This window comes from Streptomyces sp. MGP-P1 (assembly GCF_057766565.1).
The window spans coordinates 2,963,952-2,986,586 of sequence record NZ_JBYMEM010000007.1 but is presented as its reverse complement, the minus strand read 5'-3'; the positions used below and the strand labels follow the sequence as shown (position 1 = coordinate 2,986,586).

The following is a 22,635-nucleotide window of genomic DNA, read 5'->3' as shown; positions in this document are numbered from 1 at the left end:
GGGGACACGGTCCCCCTCACTCCCACATATAGATGAACAATAAACCATCCTGGGCCGTTCCCGGGAACCCGCCCCCGCGGATGTGATCCACGGCACGGATTTCCGGGCCTCTCCCCTGGCCAGGCCCGGCTCGGTCAACTCGTGGACGTCGCGCCGGTGCCGTAGCGGCGCCGGAACTGTTCGACGCGGCCCGCCGTGTCGAGCACCTGGCGGCCCCCGGTGTAGAACGGGTGGCTCGCCGACGAGGTCTCCACGTCGATGACGGGGTAGGTGTTGCCGTCCTCCCATGCCACGCGCTCGCCGGAGTCGGCGGTGGAGCGGGTCAGGAAGGCGACGTCGGCCGCGCGGTCACGGAAGACCACCGGGCGGGACACGGGGTGGATGCGGGACTTCATGGATGCGTTCCTTCCTCACCGCGGACAGCGGTGACGTACAGAGGGACGGACTTCTTGGACGGACTTCTCGGACGGACGCCTTCCGGACGGTCAGCGGACCTCGCGGAACAGAACGTGCCGGCCGGCGGCGGAGTCGAACTTGCGGAGCTCCAGCCGGTCGGGGTTGTTACGGCGGTTCTTGCGCGTCACATAACTCCGACCCGTTCCCACGGTGGACCGGAGGGTGACGACCGGCCTGGTCTCACTGCGCGCCATGGGCGCCTCCCTGTGTCTCTGCCGACCCCACACCCATATCGGGAATGGGATTCGTTTTCGTTCTGGTGAGGTAACGCGGGCCGCCCGCTCAGCATTCCCGACCCGCCACGCACCGCATTCCCGAGGGTTGTCCGCGCCGCTCTGCCGACGGCAGAACACCGGACGGACCGGGCCCGACGATCACTACAGTCCGGTCTCATGGAGACGGTTACGACGCGTACGGTCGAGTATCCGGCCGACGGTTTGACGATGATCGGGCACCTCGCGCTCCCGGCCGGTGGCGACCGCCGGCCCGCGGTGCTGCTCGGACCGGAGGGCATGGGGCTCAGCGACGTCGAGCGCCGCCGGGCCGACGCTCTCGCCGAGCTGGGATACGTAGCGCTGGCCTTCGACCTTCACGGTGGGCGCTACCTGGGCGAGCCCGAGGAGATGCTGGCCCGTTGCCTGCCGCTGCTCGCCGACCCCGACCGGATGCGGGACATCGGCCACGCGGCGCTCGACGTGTTGCGCACCGAACCGCGGACCGACCCCGACCGGATCGCCGCCGTCGGCTACGGCACCGGGGGCGCCGTAGGACTGGAACTCGGACGCGGTGGCGTCAACCTGCGTGCGATCGGGACGGTCAACGCCACCACCACGGGCCGACCGGGCGAGTCGGCGCGCATTCGCTGCCCGGTGTGGGCCGGGGTCGGGTCGGAAGACCCCATCATGCCGCCCGCGCAACGGAACGCGTTCACCACCGAGATGCAGGCCGCGGGCGTCGACTGGCGCCTCACGGTCTACGGCGGCGCCCTGCACGCGTTCCACCACCCGCCGGTCGACCACCCCGTGGTCCCCGGCGTCGGCTTCCACCCGCAGCACGCGCGGCGAGCCTGGCGCGACGTCGTCGACCTGCTCGCCGAGTGCCTGCCCGTGAGCTCTGGAGACACCCGCGAGAGGGGCGATCGTTCAGCTCGGATGGATCGGTGATCGCTGATCACTGATCACTGATCACTGATCGTTGGTCCTGTTGCCCTTGGCGCGCACTTCGACCTCACCCGCCCTGACGTTCAACTCGCTTCAAACGCAAGCCTGTTCGGATAGCCGCCGCCTCCGAGAGCCGCTGGCATATGCCAGAAGCAACGCCCCATCGAGTGTTGCCAAAGCTCTTACGGGCCGCCGCGGCCTGTGCGACAGTCGGTAGCGATCCCCCCTTCAGAACCGGCTAGGCCGCGCCTGTATCGGAGTACGAGATGCCGTCCCCCCTCTCCGCGGACCGCCCCGCGCCACAGCTTCCCGCGCCTGACGCCGTCGAGGCCCTGATCCACCGCACGCGTCGGTTGCGCGGGGACGTGGACGCGGTACGGCGGGACGCCGTCCTGTTCGACGAGGACGACCCCCAGCTGCGCTGGCAGCGCGCCCTGTGCGAGCTTGCCGTGCAGCACCTGGACGATCTCGACGAGCATCTGGGGCAGCTCCGGGCGGGCCTTCCGGACCGGAGCCCCGACGACGCCCCCTGGACGGTCGCGGTCCCGGGCGGCCCGAGGGCCGGTTCCCTGCTGAACCGGGTGGGCAGCGCCGAGTGGAACCTCCTCACCGACGAGTCCTGCTGGTCCAAGGAGCTGTACGAGATCTTCGGCAGGCCGCCCGGGTCCCCCCCCTCTCCCTCGACGACCTGCCGTCCGTACTGCTGCCCGAGGACCAGCCGGTGCTGACCGCCATGGTGACGGGCTGTCTCGTCGACGGCCGGCCGATGGACGGCGAGTTCCGCATCGTGCGTCCCGACGGCCGCACGCGCACCCTCCATATGACGGGCGAACCGGTCCTGGACGCCGAGGGCTGCACCGCCTCCATGTGGGCGGTCCTGCGGGACGTCAGCGAGCTGCGGCGCAGCGAACAGGCCGTGAGCAGAAACAGCGCGTCGGTGCGGCACGAGGAGCACGTCGAGCGCGTCGAGCACCGCATGGCCGTGGAGCTCCAGGAAGCCGTCCTCCCTCCGTGGCGCGGATCGCCGCGGCTCCCGACGCGGGGCCCCGGAGCCCTGGACGTCGCCGCGCACTACCTCCCTTCCGAGTCGAGCGACCTCATCGGCGGCGACTGGTACGACGCCATGGAGCTGCCGGACGGGCGCACCCTCCTCACCGTCGGCGACCTCATCGGGCACGGCATCCCCGCCACCTCGGCGATGGCGATGATGCTGGGAGCGCTGCGCGGCATGGCCGTGGCCGGCATCGAGCCGGGCGCGCTGATGGGGCACCTCAACCAGGTGCTCGAAACGTCGATGCAGCCCGCGCTGGGCAGCGCCCTGTGCTGCCGCTACGACCCCGACACCTCCGTTCTGTCCTGGGCGCAGGCCGGACACCCCGCACCGCTGCTCTTCCGCCACGGTTCGGGACGGCTCCTGCCCCCGCCGGACGGCATGCTGCTCGGCGCCGCGTCCAACGTCGTCTTCGAGCAGGACGAGGTGCGGCTGTACCCCGGTGACGTGCTCGTACTGCACACCGACGGCCTGCCGCGACGCGGCGACCGGGGTGCGGGCCCGGAGGCGTTGCTCACCCTCGCCCCCCGGTTCGCGGATGCCCGTACGGCACAGGAGTGCGTACGGAGCGTCGTCGAGGAGTTCGGCGGGACCGAGCGCCGGGACGACGCGTGCGTGCTGGTCGCCCGCATCGGGGCATGAGGAGGCGCGGGCGTATCAGGGCGTGAAGGGGCGCGGAGTGGCGCCGTCGGCTCAGATCCGCGTGTCCTTGGCCTTCTTCTGGCTCGGCGGCATCGACAGCTCGATCTGCTCACGCAGATCCTGGATCCCCGCGTATCCGGCGAACCGCCCGGTGAGCCGATACATTTCGCGGAGCCGGTCCCAGGTGCGGTGCGAGGAGGTCTCCCCCATCGACACCAGCGCGAGCCGGGCGTACCGGTCGGCCTGTTCGGGGTCGTTGGCGATGAAACAGGCCGAGGCCAACGAGATGTAGTCGAAGATCTTCGACCTCTGGCGCCCGTTGACCCGCAGCTCCAGCGCCTGCTTGGCATGGCGCTGGGCGACGACCGCGGCCCCCCGGTCGTGCTCGGCCAGGGTACGGAAGGCGAGCGCCTGCATGCCGTGCATATCGGCCTCGTCGAACATCTGCATCCAACTGGGCGGCGGCACATCGCTCTTGTCCGAGACGAAGAGCTCCTCGGCCTCACCGAGGGTGCGCCGCATGGCCTGCCCGCGGCCCATCGACGCCTGTGCCCAGGCCTCGATGGTGCGCAGCATCGCCTGCGTACGGGGCAGGGTCTCGTCGCCGGAGCCCGACTTGGCGAGCTTCATCAGGTCGAGTGCGTCGTCGGGGCGGCCCACGTGCACCATCTGGCGTGCCGCCCGGGAGAGCGCCTCTCCGGCGCGCGGCCGGTCGCCGCCCTCGCGAGCCGCGTGGGCGGCGATGACGAAGTACTTCTGGGCGGTGGGTTCGAGGCCGACGTCGTGGGACATCCAGCCCGCCAGGACGGCGAGGTTGGCGGCGACGCCCCACAGCCGGCGCTGGAGATGGTCGGGGTGGCGGTAGGCGAGCATGCCGCCCACCTCGTTGAGCTGGCCCACGACCGCTTTGCGTTGGAGTCCGCCGCCCCGGGACGCGTCCCAGGCGCGGAACACCTCGACGGAATGCTCCAGGGCCTCGATCTCCTCGGAGCCGACCGGGGCGGCCTCGTACCGGTCGAAACCGGCGGGATCGGCGTGCAGGGGGTCGTTGGCGCGTGGAGCGTCGGCCGCCGGAGCGGGGGCGCTGTTCAGCCAGTCACGCATGGGGCCGGCGATGGTTGAGCCGGCGGTGAGCGCGGCACCCGCACCCGCACCCACCACCAAGCCACGTCGGTTGAGCATGAGGTCCATTCCCGTGAATTCGGTGAGGACCGCTGCCGTCCGTTCGGGCGCCCACGGCAATTGATCGGGATCGTGTTCCGTCCCGGAGTCACGCCGCTTCCCCACACGCCCGCGTCGGCCGAACCCGAGGTCCTCGATGGTCACGACACGGCCGAGCCGCTCGGTGAACAGAGCTGCCAGCACTTCGGGCACGGGATCACGGGGGGACTCCCCCGTGTCGATCCAGCGCCTGACGCGCGAGGTGTCGGTGGCCAGCTGCGGGTGGCCCATGGCCGCCGCCTGCCGGTTCACCATTCTCGCGAGTTCGCCCTTGGACCAGCCAGCCAGGCCGAACAGGTCAGAAAGGCGGGTGTTGGGTTCTCCGGTCACTTCAAGCCCCCAGGTTCTCGGCTGACTTGACACTAACCCCCTGTCAGATGCGCTGTGACTATTCGCCAGGGTTCGCCAGGGTCCGCCAGATGGTCTGCCACCCGCGCTCCGGTGTCAGGTAGGAAAGCGCCACCCCGCCCGGCAGCCCTAGGTACTCCCCAGGGTGCCGAACGGCCGTCGGCCGGGTTGGCGCACGTACCTTGTCGGCGCACGAAGGGATCTGTCTCGCCCATGTACACAGCATCGTCCTCCGTGTCCGCCCCGCCCCGTCCGCTCCGCCCGATGGGCGCGGGTGGCGGGCCCTATCTCGCTCCTCACGCCGGCGCACCGGCGCAGGGTCCGGGCCGGGCCCGACGGGCCGCGGGGCCGGGCACCGGACCGCTCAGCGGAAGGATCGACCTGTCCGGGCCCCAGGGCGCGCAGGTAAGGATGGCGATCGCCTCCGTGCAGCGCATCTGCCCCGAGTTCAACCCGGTCCAGGTGCTGCGCCGCAGCGGCCGTTCGGTCCTGATCGTCGGAACGACCGGGCGGGCCACCGCCGTCGCGAAGTGTTTACTGGACCACTCGCCGGCGTGGACCGAGCGGTTCCGGCACGAAATAGCGGCATACCGCGCGTTCGTCCGGCACCGCCCCCCGGTTCGGGTGCCCCGGCTGATCGCGGCGGATCCGGAGAACTGCACGCTGGTGATCGAGCGGATGCCCGGCCGGGTCGCCGCCCTCACCCGGCACCCGGCGGAGGCGCCGCCGAGGGCCGACATCCGGGCCGCGCTCGGCGCGATCGCCCGGGTGAACGCCTGGCGGCCGCCGCCCGGACTGTTCGAGGCGCCGCTCGACTACGCGTCGCGGATCGCGCGCTACCACGAGCTCGGCCTGTTCACCGACCGTGACCTCGGCGATCTGCAGAAGCTGCTGCACGGTCTGGCCCACGCGGGCGGCAAGCAGGGCATGGGGCAGTTCTGCCACGGGGACGCCCTGCTCTCCAACATCCTGCTGTCGCCGACCGGGCCGGTGCTCGTCGACTGGGAGCACGCCGGCTGGTATCTCCCGGGATACGACCTGGCGACGCTGTGGGCGGTGCTGGGCGACGCCCCGGTGGCTCGACGTCAGATCAGCCAGCTGGCCCAGGCCAGGGGGCCGGCCGCGCGGGACGCGTTCCTGGTGAACCTGATGCTGGTGCTGACCCGCGAGATCCGCAACTACGAGACGGCGGTTCAGCGCACCATGCGCGAGGCTCCCGCGGCGGGGGCGGGGGCTGACCGACCCGGCGCGCTCTCCTCGGGCGAGGAGCAGCGGCTGCTGCTGCGCAGGCTGCACGACGACTGCGCCCTGGCGCGGCGGGCGGTGCGGGCCGCGGTCGGCACACGCTGAGGAGCAGGAAGGCGACGCGGGGATACGGCCCGCCTCGCCGAGAACCGCAGTGACCTGACCACTGTGAAGAAGCGCGCTGCGGGACCGGTGCCGACACACCGCTCCCGCAGCGCGCTGTCGTGCGTTCCCGGGCCTTTCCGCCGTCGCCCGGTCGAGCTGACGCCGACGCTCCCGGGCCGACATCGCCCGAGGCTCCGTACGGCGACGCGACCCCTTCCGTGCCGTATCTCCCCGTGACCGGGCGTTGACCCTGTGCCGCCCCGAGGGCCCTCCCGGGTGAGGCCCGCCACGAGACCCACGTCACCTACGGCCTCCGGTAGTAGGCGCGAGCCCTTCCGGACAGCGTAATGAACCGCCCATATGGCTCATAAATTGGCATCTCACGATGAAGAGTAGTAAAGGCGGTCATTGCTTCCTATGTCGGCGAGCGCTAACCATGGATCCCGGCAAGCACCGAGTTCGAGCCCGCGTCGATCGCCCTCCGGCGAACGCGGCCCGGACATCCCGGTCCCTGCCGACGCGGCGCGAAGGCCGCGAAGCCCGTCCCCCATAGGAAGAGCTCACGCATGCCCCGCATCTCCACCCTGCGCGTCACCCGCTCGCACAAGATCGCCACCGCCGTGCTCGTCGCGGCCGGTTCCGTCAGCGCCATAGCCGCCACCGGCGGTCCGAGCGAAGCGCAGCCCACGGCGACCAGGTCCTCCATCTCCGTGGAGCCGGTCGCCGCCGCAGGCATCCCCACGGCGAAGGACGCGGCAGCCAAGAAGGCCGCTCAGGAGACCGCCGCCAAGGAAGCCGCCGCGAAGAAGGCCGCGGCAGCCCGCAAGGCGACCGCGGAGAAGGACGCCGCGGAGGCGCGCTCCGAGAAGCAGGCCGCCAACCGTTCCACCGAGCGCAAGGCCCCCGCGCCCAAGAAGTTCGCGAACAACCTCGACGGCTGGATCCGCGAGTCGCTCGACATCATGAAGAAGAAGAACATCCCCGGCTCCTACGAGGGGCTGCACCGCAACATCATGCGCGAGTCCAGCGGCAACCCGAACGCCGTCAACGACTGGGACATCAACGCGCGGAACGGCATTCCCTCCAAGGGTCTCCTCCAGGTGATCCAGCCCACCTTCGACACCTACCACGTCAAGGGCACCCCGAAGAAGCTCACCGACCCGGTCGCCAACATCACCGCCGCCGCCAACTACGCGGCGGACCGGTACGGCTCGATCGACAACGTCGACTCCGCCTACTGAGCGACCGACTTCCGAACGAGCGACTGACGAACGACCGCCTTCCGAGCACGCACCAACACTGCGATTATGTGACTATTCGCGGTCGTGCGTGCTCCGTATGGCCGAAGGGTAGTGCTGCGCGGACACCACCGGTCCGCGCGTTTCCCCGCGCGGAGGCTTCTGGAAAGGCCTGACGCACATGGCACAGCCCTTCTCACTGCCGGACTTCTATGTTCCGTATCCGGCGCGGCTCAACCCTCACGTGGAGGCGGCACGCACGCACACCCGGGCGTGGGCCCGCTCCATGGGGATGCTGGAGGGATCCGGCATCTGGGAGGAGAAGGACCTGGAGGCGCACGACTACGCCCTCCTGTGCGCCTACACCCACCCCGACTGCTCGGCCGACGCGCTCTCCCTGGTCACCGACTGGTACGTGTGGGTCTTCTTCTTCGACGACCACTTCCTGGAACTTTTCAAGCGCACGCCCGACCGGGAGGGCGGCAAGCGGTATCTGGACCGCCTGCCCGCCTTCATGCCGATGGAGCGCGGCGCCCCGACGCCGGAACCGGAGAATCCCGTCGAGGCGGGGCTGGCGGATCTGTGGGCTCGTACGGTCCCCTCGATGTCGGACGCCTGGCGGGCCCGGTTCGCGGAGGCGACGGAGAACCTCCTCAACGAGTCCCTGTGGGAGCTCGCCAACATCCACGAGGGCCGCATCGCGAACCCCGTCGAGTACATCGAGATGCGCCGCAAAGTGGGCGGCGCGCCCTGGTCGGCGGGTCTGGTGGAGTACGCGGCCGACGCCGAGGTGCCCGCTCCGGTCGCCGACGCCCGCCCGCTGCGGGTGCTGCGGGACGCGTTCTCCGACGGGGTGCACCTGCGCAACGACCTCTTCTCCTACCAGCGTGAGGTGGAGGACGAGGGGGAGAACAGCAACGGCGTGCTGGTGCTGGAGAAGTTCCTCGGGTGCTCCACGCAGGAGGCCGCCGAGGCGGTCAACGACCTGCTGACCTCACGGCTCCAGCAGTTCGAGAACACCGCACTGACCGAACTCGGCCCGCTCTGCGCCGAGAAGGGCCTGGACCCGGCGCAGACCGCGGCCGTGCTGGCGTACGTCAAGGGGCTCCAGGACTGGCAGTCCGGCGGCCACGAGTGGCACATGCGCTCCAGCCGCTACATGAACGGCGGCGGCGCGGGCGAGGCCGTGGCCGGCTTCGGCATGTCCGCCGCCTCCATCAGGTTCACGCTCCGCTCGGAGACCGCGCGGGCCCGCAGCCAGAGCCATGTGCCGTACCAACACGTGGGTCCCTCGCTGCTGCCGGACTTCGACCTGCCGTTCGGGACGACGCTGAGCCCGCATCTGGAGGGGGCCCGGGTCCGGATCGTCGACTGGGCGCGGCGCATGGGCATCCTGGAGGCCCAGCCGGGCGTGCCGGGTTCCCACATCTGGGACGAGCGGCGGCTCGTCGCGATCGACCTGCCGCTGTGCGCGGCGGGGCTGGATCCGGACGCGACCCCGGACGAACTGGACCTGTCCTCGGGGTGGCTGGCCTGGGGTACGTACGGCGACGACTGGTTCCCGGTCGTGCACGGGCGGGCCCGGGACCTGGCGGGGGCGCGGCTGGCCAACGAGCGGCTGTCGCTGTTCATGCCGCTGGACGGCGGGGGGACGCCGGAGCCGGTGAACGCCTTGGAGCGGAGTCTGGGCGACCTGTGGCGCCGCACGGCCGCCCCGATGGACCTGAGCGGGCGGCGCACCTTCCGGACGGCGATCGAGTCGATGACCGAGAGCTGGCTGTGGGAGCTGGCGAACCAGGCGCAGAACCGTATCCCCGATCCGGTGGACTACATCGAGATGCGGCGAGCCACGTTCGGCTCGGACCTGACGATGAGCCTGTGCAGGCTCGGGCACGGCAGGAAGGTCCCGGAAGAGGTCTACCGCAGTGGTCCGATGCGTTCCCTGGAGAACGCGGCGGCGGACTACGCGTGCCTGATGAACGACCTGTTCTCGTACCAGAAGGAGATCGAGTACGAGGGCGAGGTGCACAACGGCGTCCTGGTCGTGCAGAACTTCTTCGGCGTGGACTATCCGACGGGCGTGGCGATCGTGCACGACCTGATGAACTCGCGGCTGCGGCAGTTCCTGCATGTCGCCGAGGTCGAACTCCCGGTGCTGTATGACGACTTCTCCCTCGACGCCGAGGCCCGGGAGATCCTCGCGGGCTATGTGCAGGAGCTCAAGCACTGGATCGCGGGGATCCTGATCTGGCACCGGGGCTGCCGCCGCTACCGCGAGGAGGACCTGCGGCAGGGCAACGACACCCCCTGGCATCTGAGCGGCCCGACGGGTCTGGGCACCTCGGCAGCGCAGGTGACCCGGATGATGGCCCAACTCGCGGGCAGCACGGTGTAGTTCACCGGTTCGTGGCCCGTCGTACGGAGGAACGGACGGCGGGCCGCGACCGGGGGCGGATGTGGACGGGGCGGGGGCTCAGAGCAGGACGTGCCGGAGCACCTCCTCGAACTCCGCCGCCGTCGGCGGGGTGTCGGTCAGCAGCCCCTGGAGCAGCAGGCCGTCGATGACGCCCTTGAGCGCCCGTACCCGGACCGGGTCGTCGGTGTAGCGGCGGCCGTACGCGGCGATGGCCGCCAGCCAGTGCCGGGTGGGGCCGCGGAGCTCCGGGCGGCGGGCCGCGAGCAGGTACAGCTCGTACTCCGCCAGGAGCCGCCCGGGGCCGTTGACGACCTGTGCCAGCAGCTCCGCGAGCGCGGTGATGCCCGCGGGGCCGCCGTCGGTCTCCTCGGCCAGCCGGAGCATGCGGTCCGCGTCCTGGTCCATGCAGCGGGTGAGCGCGCCGGTGAGCAGGTCGTCGATGCTCGCGAAGTGGTAGGCCGCGGCGGTGGCGGGCAGGCCCGCCTCGCGCGCGACCGCCCGGTGGCTGACGCCCGCGACCCCTTCCCGGGCGACCACCTGGAGCGTGGCCTCGATGAGCTCCTCCTTCCGTCGCTCGCCTTTCAGCAGGCGTCCGTCGGTCTGCGGTGCGTGCACGGTGCCTCCGGGCGTCGTGGTGGATGGGACGGCGGGTGTGCGGCGGCACGGGCCCGTCAGTGCGCGGGCCCGCCGGGAGCCCCGGCCGGTTCCCCGGCGTCGCGGTCGTGACGCTCCTGAAGACTTCGCTCCAGCGGACGCCGGGCGCACAACGCCGTCAGCAGGGCGGCCGCGCCCGCTGCGACGGCGACGACGAAGCCGCCGCCGGGACCGAAGCGGTCGACGATCGCTCCCGACACCGCGGCGCCGGACGCGACGCCCACACTGAGCCCGGTGATGGCCCAGGTCATGCCCTCGGTGAGTGCGGCGGGCGGCACCGTCCTCTCCACCAGCCCCATCACCACGATCATGGTAGGCGCGAAGAAGAGACCCGGGAGGAAGACGGCGGCGGACAGCGAGACGATGTCTCCGACGAGCAGCAGGGGGAGGGTCGTGAGCGCCGTCCCGGCGGTGCCGATGACGAGCAGCCGCGGCAGCGGCGTCGTGAGCTTGAGCGTCCCGAAGACCAGCCCGGCGACGGCGGATCCCGCCGCGTAGACCGAGAGGACGATTCCCGCGCCGGCGGGTGAGCCCTGCTGTTCGGCGAACGAGACGCTCACGACGTCGACGGTGCCGACGATGGCTCCGCCGGCCGCGAGTGTGAGGGCCAGCAGGCGGAGCGCTCCGCCACGGATCGCCGAGCCGCTTCGCGGGTGACCGCCGGCCGGCCGGACCACCGGGGGCTCGGTGCGCTTCTGCGGGACGAACATGAGGACGCCGAGTACCAGCAGCACCCCGGCGACCAGCGGCCCGGCCTCGGGGAACAGTGCGGTGCACAGCGCCACCGAGAGCGCGGGGCCCACGACGAAGGTGAGTTCGTCGACGACCGATTCGAGCGAGTAGGCGGTGTGCAGCCGGTCGGAGCCCTTGAGGGCGTGGGTCCAGCGGGCACGCACCATCGCCGCCATGTTGGGCATCGCGCCGGCCACCGCCGCGCAGCCGAACAGGGTCCAGGCGGGGGCGTCGTACCGGGCGCAGAGCAGCAGCGCGCCGAGCGCGATCACGCTGAGTCCGGCGACGGGCGGCAGCACCCGGCTCTGGCCCCGCCGGTCGACCGCCCGGGAGATCCGTGGACCGCACAGGGCCATGGACAGGGTGAAGGTGGCGGAGACGGCTCCGGCGAGGCCGTAGTCACCGCGCATCTGCGACACCATCGCGATGATGCCGATGCCCGCCATGGACAGGGGCATACGGGCGACGAACCCGGCGGCGGAGAAGGCCCTCGATCCGGGCGTGCGGAACAGAACGCCGTAGGGGTTGGCCATGCGCGGACCTCCGTGGGCAGACGTGGGGCGACCCTTCGCGGTGAACGACCCATCAATTTGAACGATCGCTACAATTTGAACAGTCGTTTCGTTTTCTACCCTAGCCCCCTCCCGGGCTGCCGCCCACCTGGGCGCGCGGAATGGCCGGATACCCGCCCGGACAACGGAAAAGGCCGCCCGGACGAATCCGGGCGGCCTTTCGCAGGGACGTTTCAGCCCTGCTGGAACAGCTCTGCGGGCAGGGGCTTGAGCAGGGTGTACAGATCGTCGGTGATCGGCCGGTCCCAGCTGGCGATGGTCACGAGGACACCGTCGCTGCGGTCGAACTGGACGCAGGCGATACGGCTCTCGGAGAGCTTGACGCGGCGGACGATCAGCAGGTTGTCGCCCTGCATGACGGGGACGTCCTCGGAGCTGACGACTTCGATCGGCTCGTCGTTCTCCAGGGCGAGGAGCAGTTGGGCTACCTCGAAGGGGACCTGGCCCTCCTCGGTCTCGCGGGCGGGCGAGCCTTCCGGGAGATTGCCGATGATCATCGCCGGGCCCCGGCCGCCGTACAGGTCGTAGCGGAGGAAGACGCCCTGACAGCTGCCGTCGGGGGCGGGGAGCAGACCGGCGCCGAGGTTGCCGGGCCAGTCCCCGGGGTCCATGGCCAGGACGTCGAAGTCCGGGCCCGCGGGTGTTGCGGCGCTACGGCGGCGGAGGAAGGACATGCTGCCATGTTACGTGTCCCGGCTCACGTTGCGGAGCCGGGCCCGGGCCGCGCGGGACCGGGTCCGCCGCTCCCCCTCAGCCGGGCGGGGACTCCGCTCCGACCAGCCAGACGGCGAAGAACTGCGCCCCTCCGCCGTAGGCGTGGCCGAGCGCCCTGACGGCCCCGTCGATCCGGTGCTCCCCGGCCCTCCCCCGCACCTGGAGGGCCGCCTCGGCGAAGCGGATCATGCCGGACCCGCCGATGGGATTGGTGGACAGCACACCACCCGAAGGGTTGACCGGGAGGTCGCCGTCGAGTCCGGTGACTCCCGCCTCGGTGAGCTTCCACCCCTCGCCCTCCTCGGCGCAGCCCAGGTTCTCCAGCCGCATCGGCTCGTACCAGGAGAACGGCACGTACATCTCGACGGCGTCGATTCCCGGCGCGGGTCGGTGATCCGGGCCTGCCGGTAGACGTCGGCGGCACAGTCCTTGCCGGCCTGCGGGGAGACGAAGTCCTTGCCCGCGAAGAGGGTCGGTTCGCTCCGCCGTGGATCCAGGCGGGCGGGTGGGGCGAGCGGGCCGCGCCGTCCCGGTCGGTGAGGACCAGGGCGCAGGCTCCGCCGGAGGAGGGGCAGGTCTCGGAGTAGCGGATGGGGTCCCGGAGCATGGGGGCGGCCCGGACCTTCTCCCTGCTCCGCCAGTACTTCCCCAAAGCCACCGGCCTCAGCCTCCACAGCCCCGAAGACCTCGAACACGTCGCCCAGGAACTCAACGGCCGCCCACGCAAGACGCTCGACTGGGATACCCCAGCCGAGCGTCTACGTGATCTACTCACCACCTAAAACCAAGTGGTGGTGCGATGACCCCTGGAACCCAAGCACGGGGGCGGGCCCTCACCCGTGCCGGAACAGCCGCGGCCGGGTACGCCCGGCCGTCGGGTCAGCGGACGAAGTAGCCGCGCTCGGCGTCGAAGTAGGCCTTCTGGCCCTTGACGTAGGTGATCCCGTACGGGCCGCCGAGGTTGCGGTACTCGCCGCTGGCCCAGCCACCCTCGATCTCCTCGTGACCGCCGCCGGACGGGCCCTCCCAGCCGTTCGTTCCCTGCGCGGCAGCCGGTCCCACGGCGACGAACCCGGCCGCGGCGACGGCCGCCAGCGTGATCGCGATACGACGGATCATGGCACTCTCCTTCATGTCATCGGTAGGTGCGGTGCGACCAACCTGGCCGAAGAAACGGCCGTTGGCATATGCGGCACGCGGCGTCCCGACAAGGAGAACCTGTTCGGCCCCATCCGCATGTCCCCCGTCGTGGGCGTTCTCCTCCCCGGCGCACAGGACACGCGCCCGCACCGTCGAGCGCCGAGGTCGAACCACGAACCGGGGGATTCTTGCCGGTGTGCGCCCGTCCACGTGGGCCATACGGGCGTGGTGGCCGCCGTCATGACGTGTCCGGGGTGTTTCTCCGCCAGGAGTGCGTGGCCGGCGTGATCGTCTCTTGATCAGTGCCTGCCTTCGCGCGGCGCGAACCTTCGATCGGCGTGCACGAAGGCATGCGATCGGGGTACGCGCTCGGGCGGAGTAGTCGAGTCGTTCGTCATCACCACTGATCTCGGAAGGGCGTGAGATGGGCCGCCGCCAGCCTGGGAAACACACGTTCGGCGATTCTTCGCGCCCGGCCCACGAGGTGGGCGGGGGCCGCCACGACGCCCCGTCGTGCGTGGACGCCGGGGTCGTGGACGCGGACGTGGTCGGTGCGGTCCTGCGCACCGCACGGGCAGTGCTGGCGGACCGGATCGACGAGGCGGCGGGGAGCGACGCCTCCTTCGGCGAGGAGCTGGCACGGCGGGTCGCCGACTTCACACTGGAGGGCGGCAAGCGGATGCGGCCCCGCCTTCTGTGGTGGGGGATGCGCTCCTGCGGTGCGGCGGAGACCACGGCCGCGCTGCGGCTCGGGGTGGCGCTGGAGCTGATCCAGAGCTGCGCGCTGATCCATGACGACGTGATGGACCGCTCGCGGCTCCGCCGGGGAAAACCTGCCGTGCACATCGCTCTGGCGGAGCGCGCGGGTCTTACGCCGGACTCCGGGCGGGGTTCCGTCTTCGGCACCTCGGCCGCCGTGCTGGCCGGTGATCTCGCCCTGGTCTGGGCCGACGACACGGTGGCGGAGACCGTGCTGTCCGCCGCCCAGCGGCGTCGGATCGGCGCCCTGTGGCGGGCCATGCGGACCGAGATGGTCGCCGGGCAGTACCTGGATCTGCGGGGCCAGCTCAGCGGTGGGTCATCGGTGGCGCAGGCCTTGCGGACCGCCCGGCTCAAGAGTGCTTCGTACTCCGTCGAGCGGCCTCTGGCGATCGGCGCCGCCCTGGCGGGCGCCGATGACCGGACCACCGACGCTCTGCGCTCCGCCGGCCGGTGTGCCGGTATCGCCTTCCAGCTGCGGGACGATCTGCTCGGGGTCTTCGGCGACCCGGCACTGACCGGCAAGCCGTCCGGCGACGACATCCGCGAGGGCAAGTCGACCTACCTGCTGGCCGTGGGCCGGAGATGGGCCGAAGCGGCGGGCGACGAACACGCGCTGGCGGTACTCGGCCGCGCCACCGGCAACGCCGGCCTCACCGAGGAGGATCTCGCGGACGTACGCGGCGTGCTCGAGACGACGGGGGCGCGCGCCCATGTGGAGCGGAAGGCGGAACGCCTCCGCGACCACGCCGTACGCCGCCTGGGACAGGCCGTCGACGTGGACGCGCACGGCGGCCGCCAACTGCTCGGCCTGCTCCGCACGGTCTCCGGGGAGCGGACCGCCCCCTCCCCCGCCACCGCCGGTGGGACGCACGGTAGCGGCACCGGGGCGGCAGGGGCCTCACCGGTCCTGATGACGACCGAAGGAGGCAATGCCGGATGATCACGGTCAAGGGGCCCGTCGACCATGTGGTGGTGGTCGGCGCCGGGCTGGCAGGACTGTCCGCCGCGCTGCACCTGCTCGGCGCGGGCCGCCGCGTGACGGTCGTCGAGCGGGAGGGCGTGCCCGGAGGCCGGACCGGGCTGCTGGAGTCGGGAGGCTTCCGTATCGACACCGGGCCGACCGTGCTGACGATGCCGGATCTGGTGGAGGAGGCCTTCGCAGCGGTCGGGGAGCGGATGGCCGACCGGCTGGAGCTGATCAGGCTGGTCCCCGCCTACCGGGCCCGGTTCGCCGACGGGTCCCGGCTCGACGTGCACACCGACGGCGCCGCGATGGAGGCCGCCGTCGAGGAGTTCGCGGGGGCCCGGCAGGCGGTCGGCTACCGGCGTCTGCGGATCTGGCTCGAGCGCCTCTACCAGGTGCAGATGCGCCGTTTCATCGACACCAACTTCGACTCACCGCTCCAGCTCGCCCATCCCGACCTGGCCCGCCTCGCGGCGCTCGGCGGTTTCGGCCGGCTCGACGCGCGCATCCGGCACTTCGTCTCGGACGAACGGCTGCGCCGGGTCTTCTCCTTCCAGGCGCTGTACGCGGGCGTGCCGCCGGCACGGGCGCTGGCCGCGTACGCGGTGATCGCCTACATGGACACGGTGGCCGGTGTGTACTTCCCCCGGGGCGGCATGCACGCGTTGCCCCGGGCGATGGCGGACGCGGCCGCCGACGCTGGAGCCTCCCTCCGCTACGGGCAGAGGGTGACCCGGCTGGAGCGCTCGGGCGACCGGGTCACCGCTGTCGTCACCGACCAGGAGCGCATTCCGTGCGACGCGGTCGTCCTGACCCCTGATCTCCCGATCAGCTACCGACTGCTCGGCCGCAGCCCGCACCGCCCCCTGCCCCTGCGGCATTCGCCCTCCGCGGTGATCCTGCACGCGGGCACGGACCGCACCTGGCCGGACCTGGCGCACCACACCATCTCCTTCGGCGCGGCCTGGAAGAGCACCTTCCACGAACTCACCCGCACCGGGAAGCTGATGTCGGACCCCTCGCTCCTCATCACCCGGCCCACCGCGACCGACCCCTCTCTCGCACCGCCGGGCAAGCACCTCCACTACGTGCTGGCTCCCTGCCCGAACACCGAGGTCGGGCCCGGCGTACGGGAATGGCGGGAGCTGGGACCCCGCTACCGGGACGAGCTGCTGGCCGAGCTGGAGCGCCGCGAGATGCCCGGTCTCGGCGCGGCGATCGAGGAGGAGGGCCTGGTCACGCCCGTCGACTGGACCGCGCAGGGGCATGCGGCGGGCACCCCCTTCTCCGTGGCCCACACCTTCCCCCAGACCGGCCCCTTCCGGCCGCGCAACCTGGTGCGGGGCACGGTCAACGCCGTCCTCGCCGGCTGCGGCACCACGCCCGGTGTCGGCGTGCCGACCGTCCTGATCTCCGGGAAGCTGGCGGCGGAGAGGATCACCGGCCCCCGTATCGCCCGAACCCCGCGCTCCGCCCCGGGAGGTTCCAGCGCATGACCGACCACGAACTCGACGCAGCGGGCATCCATGATCCCGCGCTCAGGGCCGCGTACACCCGCTGCCGCGGCCTCAACGCACGGCACGGCAAGACCTACTTCCTGGCGACGCGGCTCCTTCCCATCGGCCGGAGGCCGGCCGTCCACGCCCTGTACGGCTTCGCCCGCCGCGCCGACGACATAGTCGATGATCTCGACACCACAGCCACGCCCGGGGAGCGCGCCCGCGCCCTGCTCGCCCTGGAAACCCAGCTGGAGGCGGGGTTGCGGGGGGCCCGGGCCGCCGAGCCGGTGATCCGTGCCCTGGCCGACACGGCGGGCCGGTACGGCATCGACCCTCGGCACTTCACCGACTTCCTGTCCTCCATGCGCAGCGACCTGACGGTCGGCGGGTACGCCTCGTACGAGGAACTCGGCCGGTACATGCACGGTTCGGCCGCGGTGATCGGCCTTCAGATGCTGCCGGTGCTCGGGACGGTGGTGGCGCGCGAGGAAGCGGCACCGCACGCGGCAGCGCTCGGTGTCGCCTTCCAGCTGACCAACTTCCTGCGGGACGTGGGCGAGGACCTGGACCGGGGACGGCTCTATCTGCCGACCGAGCTGCTGGACGCGCACGGGGTGGACCGGGACCGCTTCGAGTGGAGCCGGAGCACGGGGATTCCCGACAGCCGGATCACCGACGTACTGCGGGCCGCCGCAGCCCACAACCGAGCCGTCTACCGGGCCGCCCTGCCCGGCATCGCGATGCTCGCCCCGGTGTCGCGGCCCTGCATCCGTACGGCGTTCGTGCTGTACAGCGGCATCCTCGACGCGATCGAGGCGGACGGGTACGCGGTCCTGCACCGCCGGGCGGTCGTCCCGCGCCGACGGCGGGCCGTCGTGGCGCTGGACGGACTGGTGCGGGCGGTCGCCGTACGCACGGTGCGCCGGCGCCGGGCGGACGCGGTCGAGGCGGGCCGGTCCGACGGGGTGTCACGGCTGCGGACGGCCGGCGCCCCGGCCCCGGTGCGGGAGGAGGCCGTATGAGCCCGGCGGCGGGACGCCCACGATCCGGCCGTGTTCCCTTGCGGGTACGGCGCGCGCCCGTCCCGTGGGAGCGTCAGGCGCCCACGTGGCGCGAGGCGAAACCCTGGCTCATCACGGAGGCCCTGAAGCGTGCGCGGAGCAGGCCTTCCGGCAATTGGTACGTCATCGGCGCCTCGCGCGACCTCCCTCCCGGGAAGGTCCTCGGGATCACGGTCGGCTCCACCGAAGTGGTGGCGTGGCGCGACGGCGAGGGAAGGCTGCGCACCGGCCCGGGCGCCTGCCCGCATCTGGGTGCACCGCTGCGCGACAGCCCTGTCCGCTGCGGCACACTGGTCTGCCACTGGCACGGACTCGCCCTGGACGGCCAACCGTTCGCCGGATGGGAGCCCTATCCCGCCTTCGACGACGGTGTCCTTCTCTGGGTGCGGCTCGACCGCATGGGGGGCGAGCCCCCCTCGGAACGTCCGTACCTACCCGCCCGGCCGAGGGCGCGGGACGCCGTGGAGGCGGTCTACTCGGGGGTAGGCCGCTGCGAGCCGGAAGACGTGGTGGCCAACCGCCTGGACCCGTGGCACGGCGCTTGGTTCCACCCGTACTCCTTCGTGGACCTGACGGTGACGGGAACGCCCGCCGACAGCCCGGCAGAGGACGACGGGTTCACCGTCGACGTCTCCTTCAAGGTGGCCGGGCGACTGGTGGTGCCGGTCCGCGCCCGGTTCACGGCGCCCGGGCCCCGTACCGTTGTCATGCACATCATCGAGGGCGAGGGCGCGGGGTCCGTCGTGGAGACCCACGCCACACCCCTCGCTCCGGACGAGCGGGGCAAGCCCCGCACCGCCGTGACGGAGGCACTGGTCGCGGCGTCGGACCGTCGCGGATTCGCCGTGGCACGGGCGGCCGCTCCGCTGCTGCGCCCCCTGATGCGTGCCTCGGCGGGCCGGTTGTGGCGGGATGACCTGGCGTACGCGGAGAGGCGCTGGGAACTCCGCGACAACGGAACGTTCCCGGGCTGACGAGCCCCCTTCATGAAGCTCCGCGCTGCCCTCCGTCAGTCGGCCAGCGCGGCGAGCCGGCGCAGGACGGCCGACCGTCCCGCGCGCGGGACCGTCCACAGCGTCTGCCCCCGCACGCCCCAGCGTTCCAGCAGGGCGTTCGCGGCGAGGAATCCGCTGGTGGCCGCGCGTTCCATCAGGGCCACGGGCAGCCCGGTGCGGACCATGTCCCCGGCGACGGTGACGGTGGGGTCGGGGCTGCGCACGCCGGGCCGGTCCCGGTAGCCGCCCACGGGGAACATGGGGCAGTCCGCCCGCCATTCATGGCGCTCGTCCAGGAGGCGGGCGCTCCGGGTCTCCGGGTAGATGCGGTGCAGTTGTCCCAGCGCCTCGTCCTGTACGGCGGAGCGGTCGGCGTCCGGTGCGACGGCGTACGCGTGCAGCTCGACGACCGAGCCCCTCGTGCGCCGGGCCCATCGGGCGGACTCTCCCTCCCAGCGGTCGAGGACGCTCACGTTGTCCAGCGGACCGTAGCCGCTGGTGCCCAGGAACCCGGGCCGGTCGTGTGCCACGGGCCGGTCGAGCCAGAGCCGTGAGACCAGGAACGGCGGGGCGGTGCGCAACCGTGCGATCCGTGCGCGCCAGTCGCTGTCGCCCAACTCGGGGGAGGCTGCGACGAGACGGCGCAGCCCGCCGCTGTCCAGCGCGAGGACGAGGGCGTCGTAGCGAGTGGTGCGGTCGTCCGTGGTGAGGTCCAGCCCGCCGTCGGGCACGGGGCGAACCTGCCGGACCGGTGCCCGTGTCCGTACGTCGACGCCGTGCGCCTCCAGGTAGCGGTGCAGCGGCTCCCACAGGGCTGCGGGGAACGGTTCGCCGGGCACGTCGAAGAGCAGGCCCTCGCTGGAGCCGAGGAAGTAGATGTGGAACATGAGAGCCAGTTCGGCCGCCGACAGTTCACGCGGGTCGGCGAAGAAGCTGCGGGAGAAGACCTCGAACGCCAGGTGGTGGGCGGCTTCCGGGAAGCGGATGCGGTGGAGGAAGTCGGTGGCGCTGATCCCGTCGAGCCGTTCGTAGACCTCGGGCACCCGCACGTCCAGCAGCCCGACAGCCGCCCTCGGGTTCATCCGGATCAGGTCCCGCGGACCGAAGGTGGGGCTGAGAGCGACGAACCCCATCGCGCTGAGCGGAGGCGTGCGCGGGACCCGGGCGAAGCTGTCCCGCAGGCCGGAGCTGTGCCACAGCGGATAGTCGGGCAGCCGGGTCAGGGAGCCGAGGTCCGGATCGACCCGACGCAGAAGTCCGCGCAGGTTGTAGTACTGCCGGAAGAACGCGTGGAACCCACGGCTCATCGTCACCGTGGTGCCGTCGGTGAGCTCGGTGGGCCACCCCGACAACCTCCCGCCCAGGCCTGGTTCACGCTCGTAGAGGGTGACGCGTACGCCGCGTTCCGCCAGGAGGGTGGCCGCCGCGATCCCCGCGATGCCGCCGCCGACGACCGCCACGACGGGAGCCTGACCGGTGAATCGGGGGCGGCCGGGCGGTGCCGGCACGACGGCCGCCTGCCGGTCCCGGCCGCGCCGGTGTCCCCTGCCGCTGTCCCTCGGGAGCATCACGCCCGTACCCCCGGGGCGACTGAGGTGCGACCGACGAAGGTGTGCGTGATGCCGGTCTGCCAGCCGGGCAACGGGAGGACGCGTACGTCGGCGAAGCCGGCCCGGCGCACCCGCTGGGCGAAAGCGGGGGCCGTGTCGAACCGGGTGACACTGTCCCGGAGGTGTCGGTACAGGTCGGCGTCCCCGGCGAGCCGGCCGGCGGGCTGGATGATCAGCGAGCAGACCGCGCTCCACACCCCACGGTCGACGGGGGATCCGCCGAGCGTGTACTCGTGGACGGCGAGGCGGCCGCCCGGTACGAGCAGGCCGCGCACCATGGCAAGGGCCGCGTCGGGGTCGGTGAGGTTGCGGAAGAGGTAACCGGCGAACACCGCGTCGAAGGAGCCGGCTGCCAGCCGTCCGGCCAGCTCCTCGACCGGGAGATGCGCGAAGTCGACGCCCTGCGGCCAGCTCTTGGCCGCCGCGCGGTCCAGCATGCCCGCGGACGCGTCGACCCCGGTGATCCGGGCGCGCGGGGCGGCAGCGAGGAGCGCGGCCGTGGAAGCACCCGTTCCGCATCCCAGGTCGAGCACGCGCAGCCCGCTTCCCTCCTCCGGCAGGCCCAGTCGGCGTGCGGAGCGGCGCAGGTGCGCGTGGTAGCCGGGGCTGGCCGTAACGAGGCGGTCGTAGGCGGTGGAGCCGCGGTCGAAGGCCTCGGACAGCGCGTCACCGCGCAACAGGGTCATGGGGCGCTCCCTTCGTGGGCGGTCGGTGCGGGGGAAACGTCGTGCGCCGGGCGTTCCCGCCGGGTTCTGAAGGGGAGTTCGAGGACGGTCCGCAGCATGGGGACCATCGGTGTCCGCAGGCCGATGAGCAGGTCCTCGTGCACCCGTGAGCGGCCGTCCATGAAGCTCAGCAGCCGCTCGCCGGGAACTCCGCGGAAGAGGCGGGTGAAGAAGTCCACGCCGTCCACCCTGCCGCTGTCCAGGGCCCTCAGCAGCACGGCGTCCATCAGCCGTGCCCGACGGCCGTACGGGGCGGGCATACGCAGCGGGCGTCCGGAGCGCAACTGATCGGCGACGGCCCGGCTCTGTCGCTGCACGGCCGCGAAGGTGTAGCCGGTAGACGGGCGGGTCGCGCCTCCGGCGGTGCCGATGCGATACACCGAACGCCCCGGCCGGGGCGGGAAGCGGCCGTCCGTCATGGGGATGACACCGTGCTCCTCCGCCGTGACCCGGAGCGGCCCGAGCCTCAACACGTCGTGGGTGTAGTGGCGCAGGGCTCGCCGGTAGCCGTCGGTGTCCAGCGGGGCGGGTGAGAACTCGGTGTACTCGACCAGCGCGGTGTGCGGGTCCAGCGGCAGGACGTAGCCGAACGAGAGCCCGCGAGCGGGCTGCGGCGTGCGGAAGTCCATCAGGTCCGCGGTTCCCGGATCGAACGCGGGACGCTCGGTGCGGACGAACCAGCCGGTGAAATGCTGGAGCAGCGTCGTGCGAGCGGGGGGCCGGCGGTGGGGCGGCCGGGAGTCGAAGACGAGACGGCCACGCACGAGGACCCGTTCACCGCGCGCGCCCCGGGTCAGAACCTCCCCGCCGACGCCGGACGGGTCGTCGCGTACGGCACTCGCGGTCGCCTCCATCCGGCACAGGTCCGGTGCACGGGACAACCGTTGCTCGACCAGTGCCTCGAAGGCGTCCGAGCGCAGCATCTTGTAGCGCAGCCGCGGGAGCCGGGCCACGGTGGGGGCCCCGTCGGCCGCCCGGACCCGCAGCCGGGGCCAGGAAGCGGCCAGGACCCGATCGTAGGGCCCGCCCGGCGGCTCCCAGAAGCACCAGGTCCGCGGGGGTGCTCGCAGAGGCCCCGGCGGGGCGTCGACGAGGGCGACCGACAGAGGTACGCCGCTGCCCGGGGCGCAGAGGTGGTACGCCAGGCTCATCCCGGCCGCACCCGCGCCCACGATCACGACGTCGAAGTCAGCGGGCACGGCATTCCTCTCGGTCGAACAGGTACGAACCCTCATGGGGCGAGCGAAGCCGGCGTCCTTCCCGTCGAGACGCCGGGCGGGCCGGGTGCCAGGCGACCGTATCCCGCTGTGCCCTCCCCCAGTCGG

The 22,635-nt window shown here is 72.0% G+C and carries 18 protein-coding genes and 3 pseudogenes; 10 read left to right on the top strand and 11 right to left on the bottom strand.

Annotated elements, in window-relative coordinates; genetic code table 11:
- Nucleotides 1–134: 134 nt before the first annotated feature.
- Together AC3CH1_RS35040 and rpmG are read right to left on the bottom strand one after the other, a co-directional pair.
- Complete coding sequence (locus AC3CH1_RS35040) at nt 135–395, bottom strand: type B 50S ribosomal protein L31 (protein WP_488466562.1); 261 nt, start codon at nt 393–395, stop codon at nt 135–137.
- A 90-nt stretch (nt 396–485) separates the two neighbouring features.
- On the bottom strand, nt 486–650 hold the full coding sequence (gene rpmG, locus AC3CH1_RS35035; protein ID WP_032794160.1) for a 50S ribosomal protein L33: 165 nt from the start codon (nt 648–650) through the stop codon (nt 486–488).
- A gap of 198 nt (nt 651–848) precedes the next feature.
- On the opposite strand from rpmG, the gene AC3CH1_RS35030 reads away from it, so the two are divergent.
- On the top strand, nt 849–1,619 hold the full coding sequence (locus AC3CH1_RS35030) for a dienelactone hydrolase family protein (protein WP_488466561.1): 771 nt from the start codon (nt 849–851) through the stop codon (nt 1,617–1,619).
- Between the two features lie 263 nt (nt 1,620–1,882).
- A pseudogene (locus tag AC3CH1_RS35025) lies at nt 1,883–3,309 on the top strand (PP2C family protein-serine/threonine phosphatase).
- Nucleotides 3,310–3,360: 51 nt separating this feature from the next.
- Here the strand turns inward: AC3CH1_RS35025 and AC3CH1_RS35020 are convergent.
- Nucleotides 3,361–4,860, bottom strand: a complete 1,500-nt coding sequence (locus tag AC3CH1_RS35020) for a DNA-binding protein NsdB (RefSeq protein WP_488466560.1) — start codon at nt 4,858–4,860, stop codon at nt 3,361–3,363.
- A gap of 231 nt (nt 4,861–5,091) precedes the next feature.
- On the opposite strand from AC3CH1_RS35020, the gene AC3CH1_RS35015 reads away from it, so the two are divergent.
- The 3 genes from AC3CH1_RS35015 to AC3CH1_RS35005 all read left to right on the top strand — a co-directional run bounded on the left by AC3CH1_RS35015 (nt 5,092) and on the right by AC3CH1_RS35005 (nt 9,861).
- Entirely contained in the window at nt 5,092–6,228 is a 1,137-nt protein-coding gene (locus AC3CH1_RS35015) for an aminoglycoside phosphotransferase family protein (RefSeq protein WP_488466559.1), read from the top strand.
- A 566-nt stretch (nt 6,229–6,794) separates the two neighbouring features.
- Nucleotides 6,795–7,469: a transglycosylase SLT domain-containing protein gene (locus tag AC3CH1_RS35010; RefSeq protein WP_488466558.1), complete on the top strand. Its 675-nt coding sequence runs from the start codon at nt 6,795–6,797 to the stop codon at nt 7,467–7,469.
- 178 nt (nt 7,470–7,647) lie between these two features.
- Entirely contained in the window at nt 7,648–9,861 is a 2,214-nt protein-coding gene (locus AC3CH1_RS35005) for a terpene synthase family protein (protein WP_488466557.1), read from the top strand.
- Between the two features lie 78 nt (nt 9,862–9,939).
- Here AC3CH1_RS35005 and AC3CH1_RS35000 read toward each other — a convergent pair whose 3' ends face one another.
- From AC3CH1_RS35000 to AC3CH1_RS34985, 4 genes and pseudogenes are all read right to left on the bottom strand, one after another.
- Nucleotides 9,940–10,497 carry a TetR/AcrR family transcriptional regulator gene (locus tag AC3CH1_RS35000; RefSeq protein ID WP_488466556.1) on the bottom strand — a complete coding sequence of 186 codons (558 nt, stop codon included), beginning with the start codon at nt 10,495–10,497 and terminating at the stop codon, nt 9,940–9,942.
- 56 nt (nt 10,498–10,553) lie between these two features.
- Complete coding sequence (locus tag AC3CH1_RS34995; RefSeq protein ID WP_488466555.1) at nt 10,554–11,801, bottom strand: MFS transporter; 1,248 nt, start codon at nt 11,799–11,801, stop codon at nt 10,554–10,556.
- 212 nt (nt 11,802–12,013) lie between these two features.
- Nucleotides 12,014–12,514 carry a hypothetical protein gene (locus tag AC3CH1_RS34990; RefSeq protein ID WP_003971159.1) on the bottom strand — a complete coding sequence of 167 codons (501 nt, stop codon included), beginning with the start codon at nt 12,512–12,514 and terminating at the stop codon, nt 12,014–12,016.
- A gap of 76 nt (nt 12,515–12,590) precedes the next feature.
- Nucleotides 12,591–13,182 (bottom strand): annotated as a pseudogene (locus AC3CH1_RS34985) (thiolase C-terminal domain-containing protein); the annotation flags it as partial.
- On the opposite strand from AC3CH1_RS34985, the pseudogene AC3CH1_RS34980 reads away from it, so the two are divergent.
- A pseudogene (locus tag AC3CH1_RS34980) lies at nt 13,175–13,336 on the top strand (IS30 family transposase); the annotation flags it as partial. The pseudogenes AC3CH1_RS34985 and AC3CH1_RS34980 overlap by 8 nt on opposite strands.
- Nucleotides 13,337–13,433: 97 nt before the next feature.
- Here AC3CH1_RS34980 and AC3CH1_RS34975 read toward each other — a convergent pair.
- Complete coding sequence (locus AC3CH1_RS34975) at nt 13,434–13,673, bottom strand: hypothetical protein (protein ID WP_488466554.1); 240 nt, start codon at nt 13,671–13,673, stop codon at nt 13,434–13,436.
- A 445-nt stretch (nt 13,674–14,118) separates the two neighbouring features.
- Between AC3CH1_RS34975 and AC3CH1_RS34970 the strand changes: the two genes are divergently transcribed.
- From AC3CH1_RS34970 to AC3CH1_RS34955, 4 genes are read left to right on the top strand one after another with little or no spacing between them, the layout of a single operon-like run.
- Nucleotides 14,119–15,396: a polyprenyl synthetase family protein gene (locus AC3CH1_RS34970; RefSeq protein WP_488466553.1), complete on the top strand. Its 1,278-nt coding sequence runs from the start codon at nt 14,119–14,121 to the stop codon at nt 15,394–15,396.
- Nucleotides 15,393–16,916, top strand: a complete 1,524-nt coding sequence (locus AC3CH1_RS34965) for a phytoene desaturase (RefSeq protein WP_488466552.1) — start codon at nt 15,393–15,395, stop codon at nt 16,914–16,916. Before AC3CH1_RS34970 ends, AC3CH1_RS34965 begins: the two co-directional genes overlap by 4 nt.
- On the top strand, nt 16,913–17,941 hold the full coding sequence (locus AC3CH1_RS34960; RefSeq protein ID WP_488466551.1) for a phytoene/squalene synthase family protein: 1,029 nt from the start codon (nt 16,913–16,915) through the stop codon (nt 17,939–17,941). The genes AC3CH1_RS34965 and AC3CH1_RS34960 overlap by 4 nt, the downstream gene beginning before the upstream one ends.
- Nucleotides 17,938–18,954, top strand: coding sequence for a Rieske (2Fe-2S) protein (locus AC3CH1_RS34955; RefSeq protein ID WP_488466550.1), 1,017 nt, complete (start codon nt 17,938–17,940; stop codon nt 18,952–18,954). Before AC3CH1_RS34960 ends, AC3CH1_RS34955 begins: the two co-directional genes overlap by 4 nt.
- 35 nt (nt 18,955–18,989) lie before the next feature.
- Here the strand turns inward: AC3CH1_RS34955 and AC3CH1_RS34950 are convergent, their stop codons facing one another.
- From AC3CH1_RS34950 to AC3CH1_RS34940, 3 genes are read right to left on the bottom strand one after another with little or no spacing between them, the layout of a single operon-like run.
- Nucleotides 18,990–20,543, bottom strand: coding sequence for an FAD-dependent oxidoreductase (locus AC3CH1_RS34950; protein WP_488466549.1), 1,554 nt, complete (start codon nt 20,541–20,543; stop codon nt 18,990–18,992).
- A complete protein-coding gene (locus tag AC3CH1_RS34945) occupies nt 20,543–21,271 on the bottom strand; it encodes a class I SAM-dependent methyltransferase (protein WP_488466548.1) in 729 nt (242 codons plus the stop codon). Before AC3CH1_RS34945 ends, AC3CH1_RS34950 begins: the two co-directional genes overlap by 1 nt.
- A complete protein-coding gene (locus AC3CH1_RS34940; protein WP_488466547.1) occupies nt 21,268–22,509 on the bottom strand; it encodes a lycopene cyclase family protein in 1,242 nt (413 codons plus the stop codon). Before AC3CH1_RS34940 ends, AC3CH1_RS34945 begins: the two co-directional genes overlap by 4 nt.
- Nucleotides 22,510–22,635 lie beyond the last annotated feature (126 nt).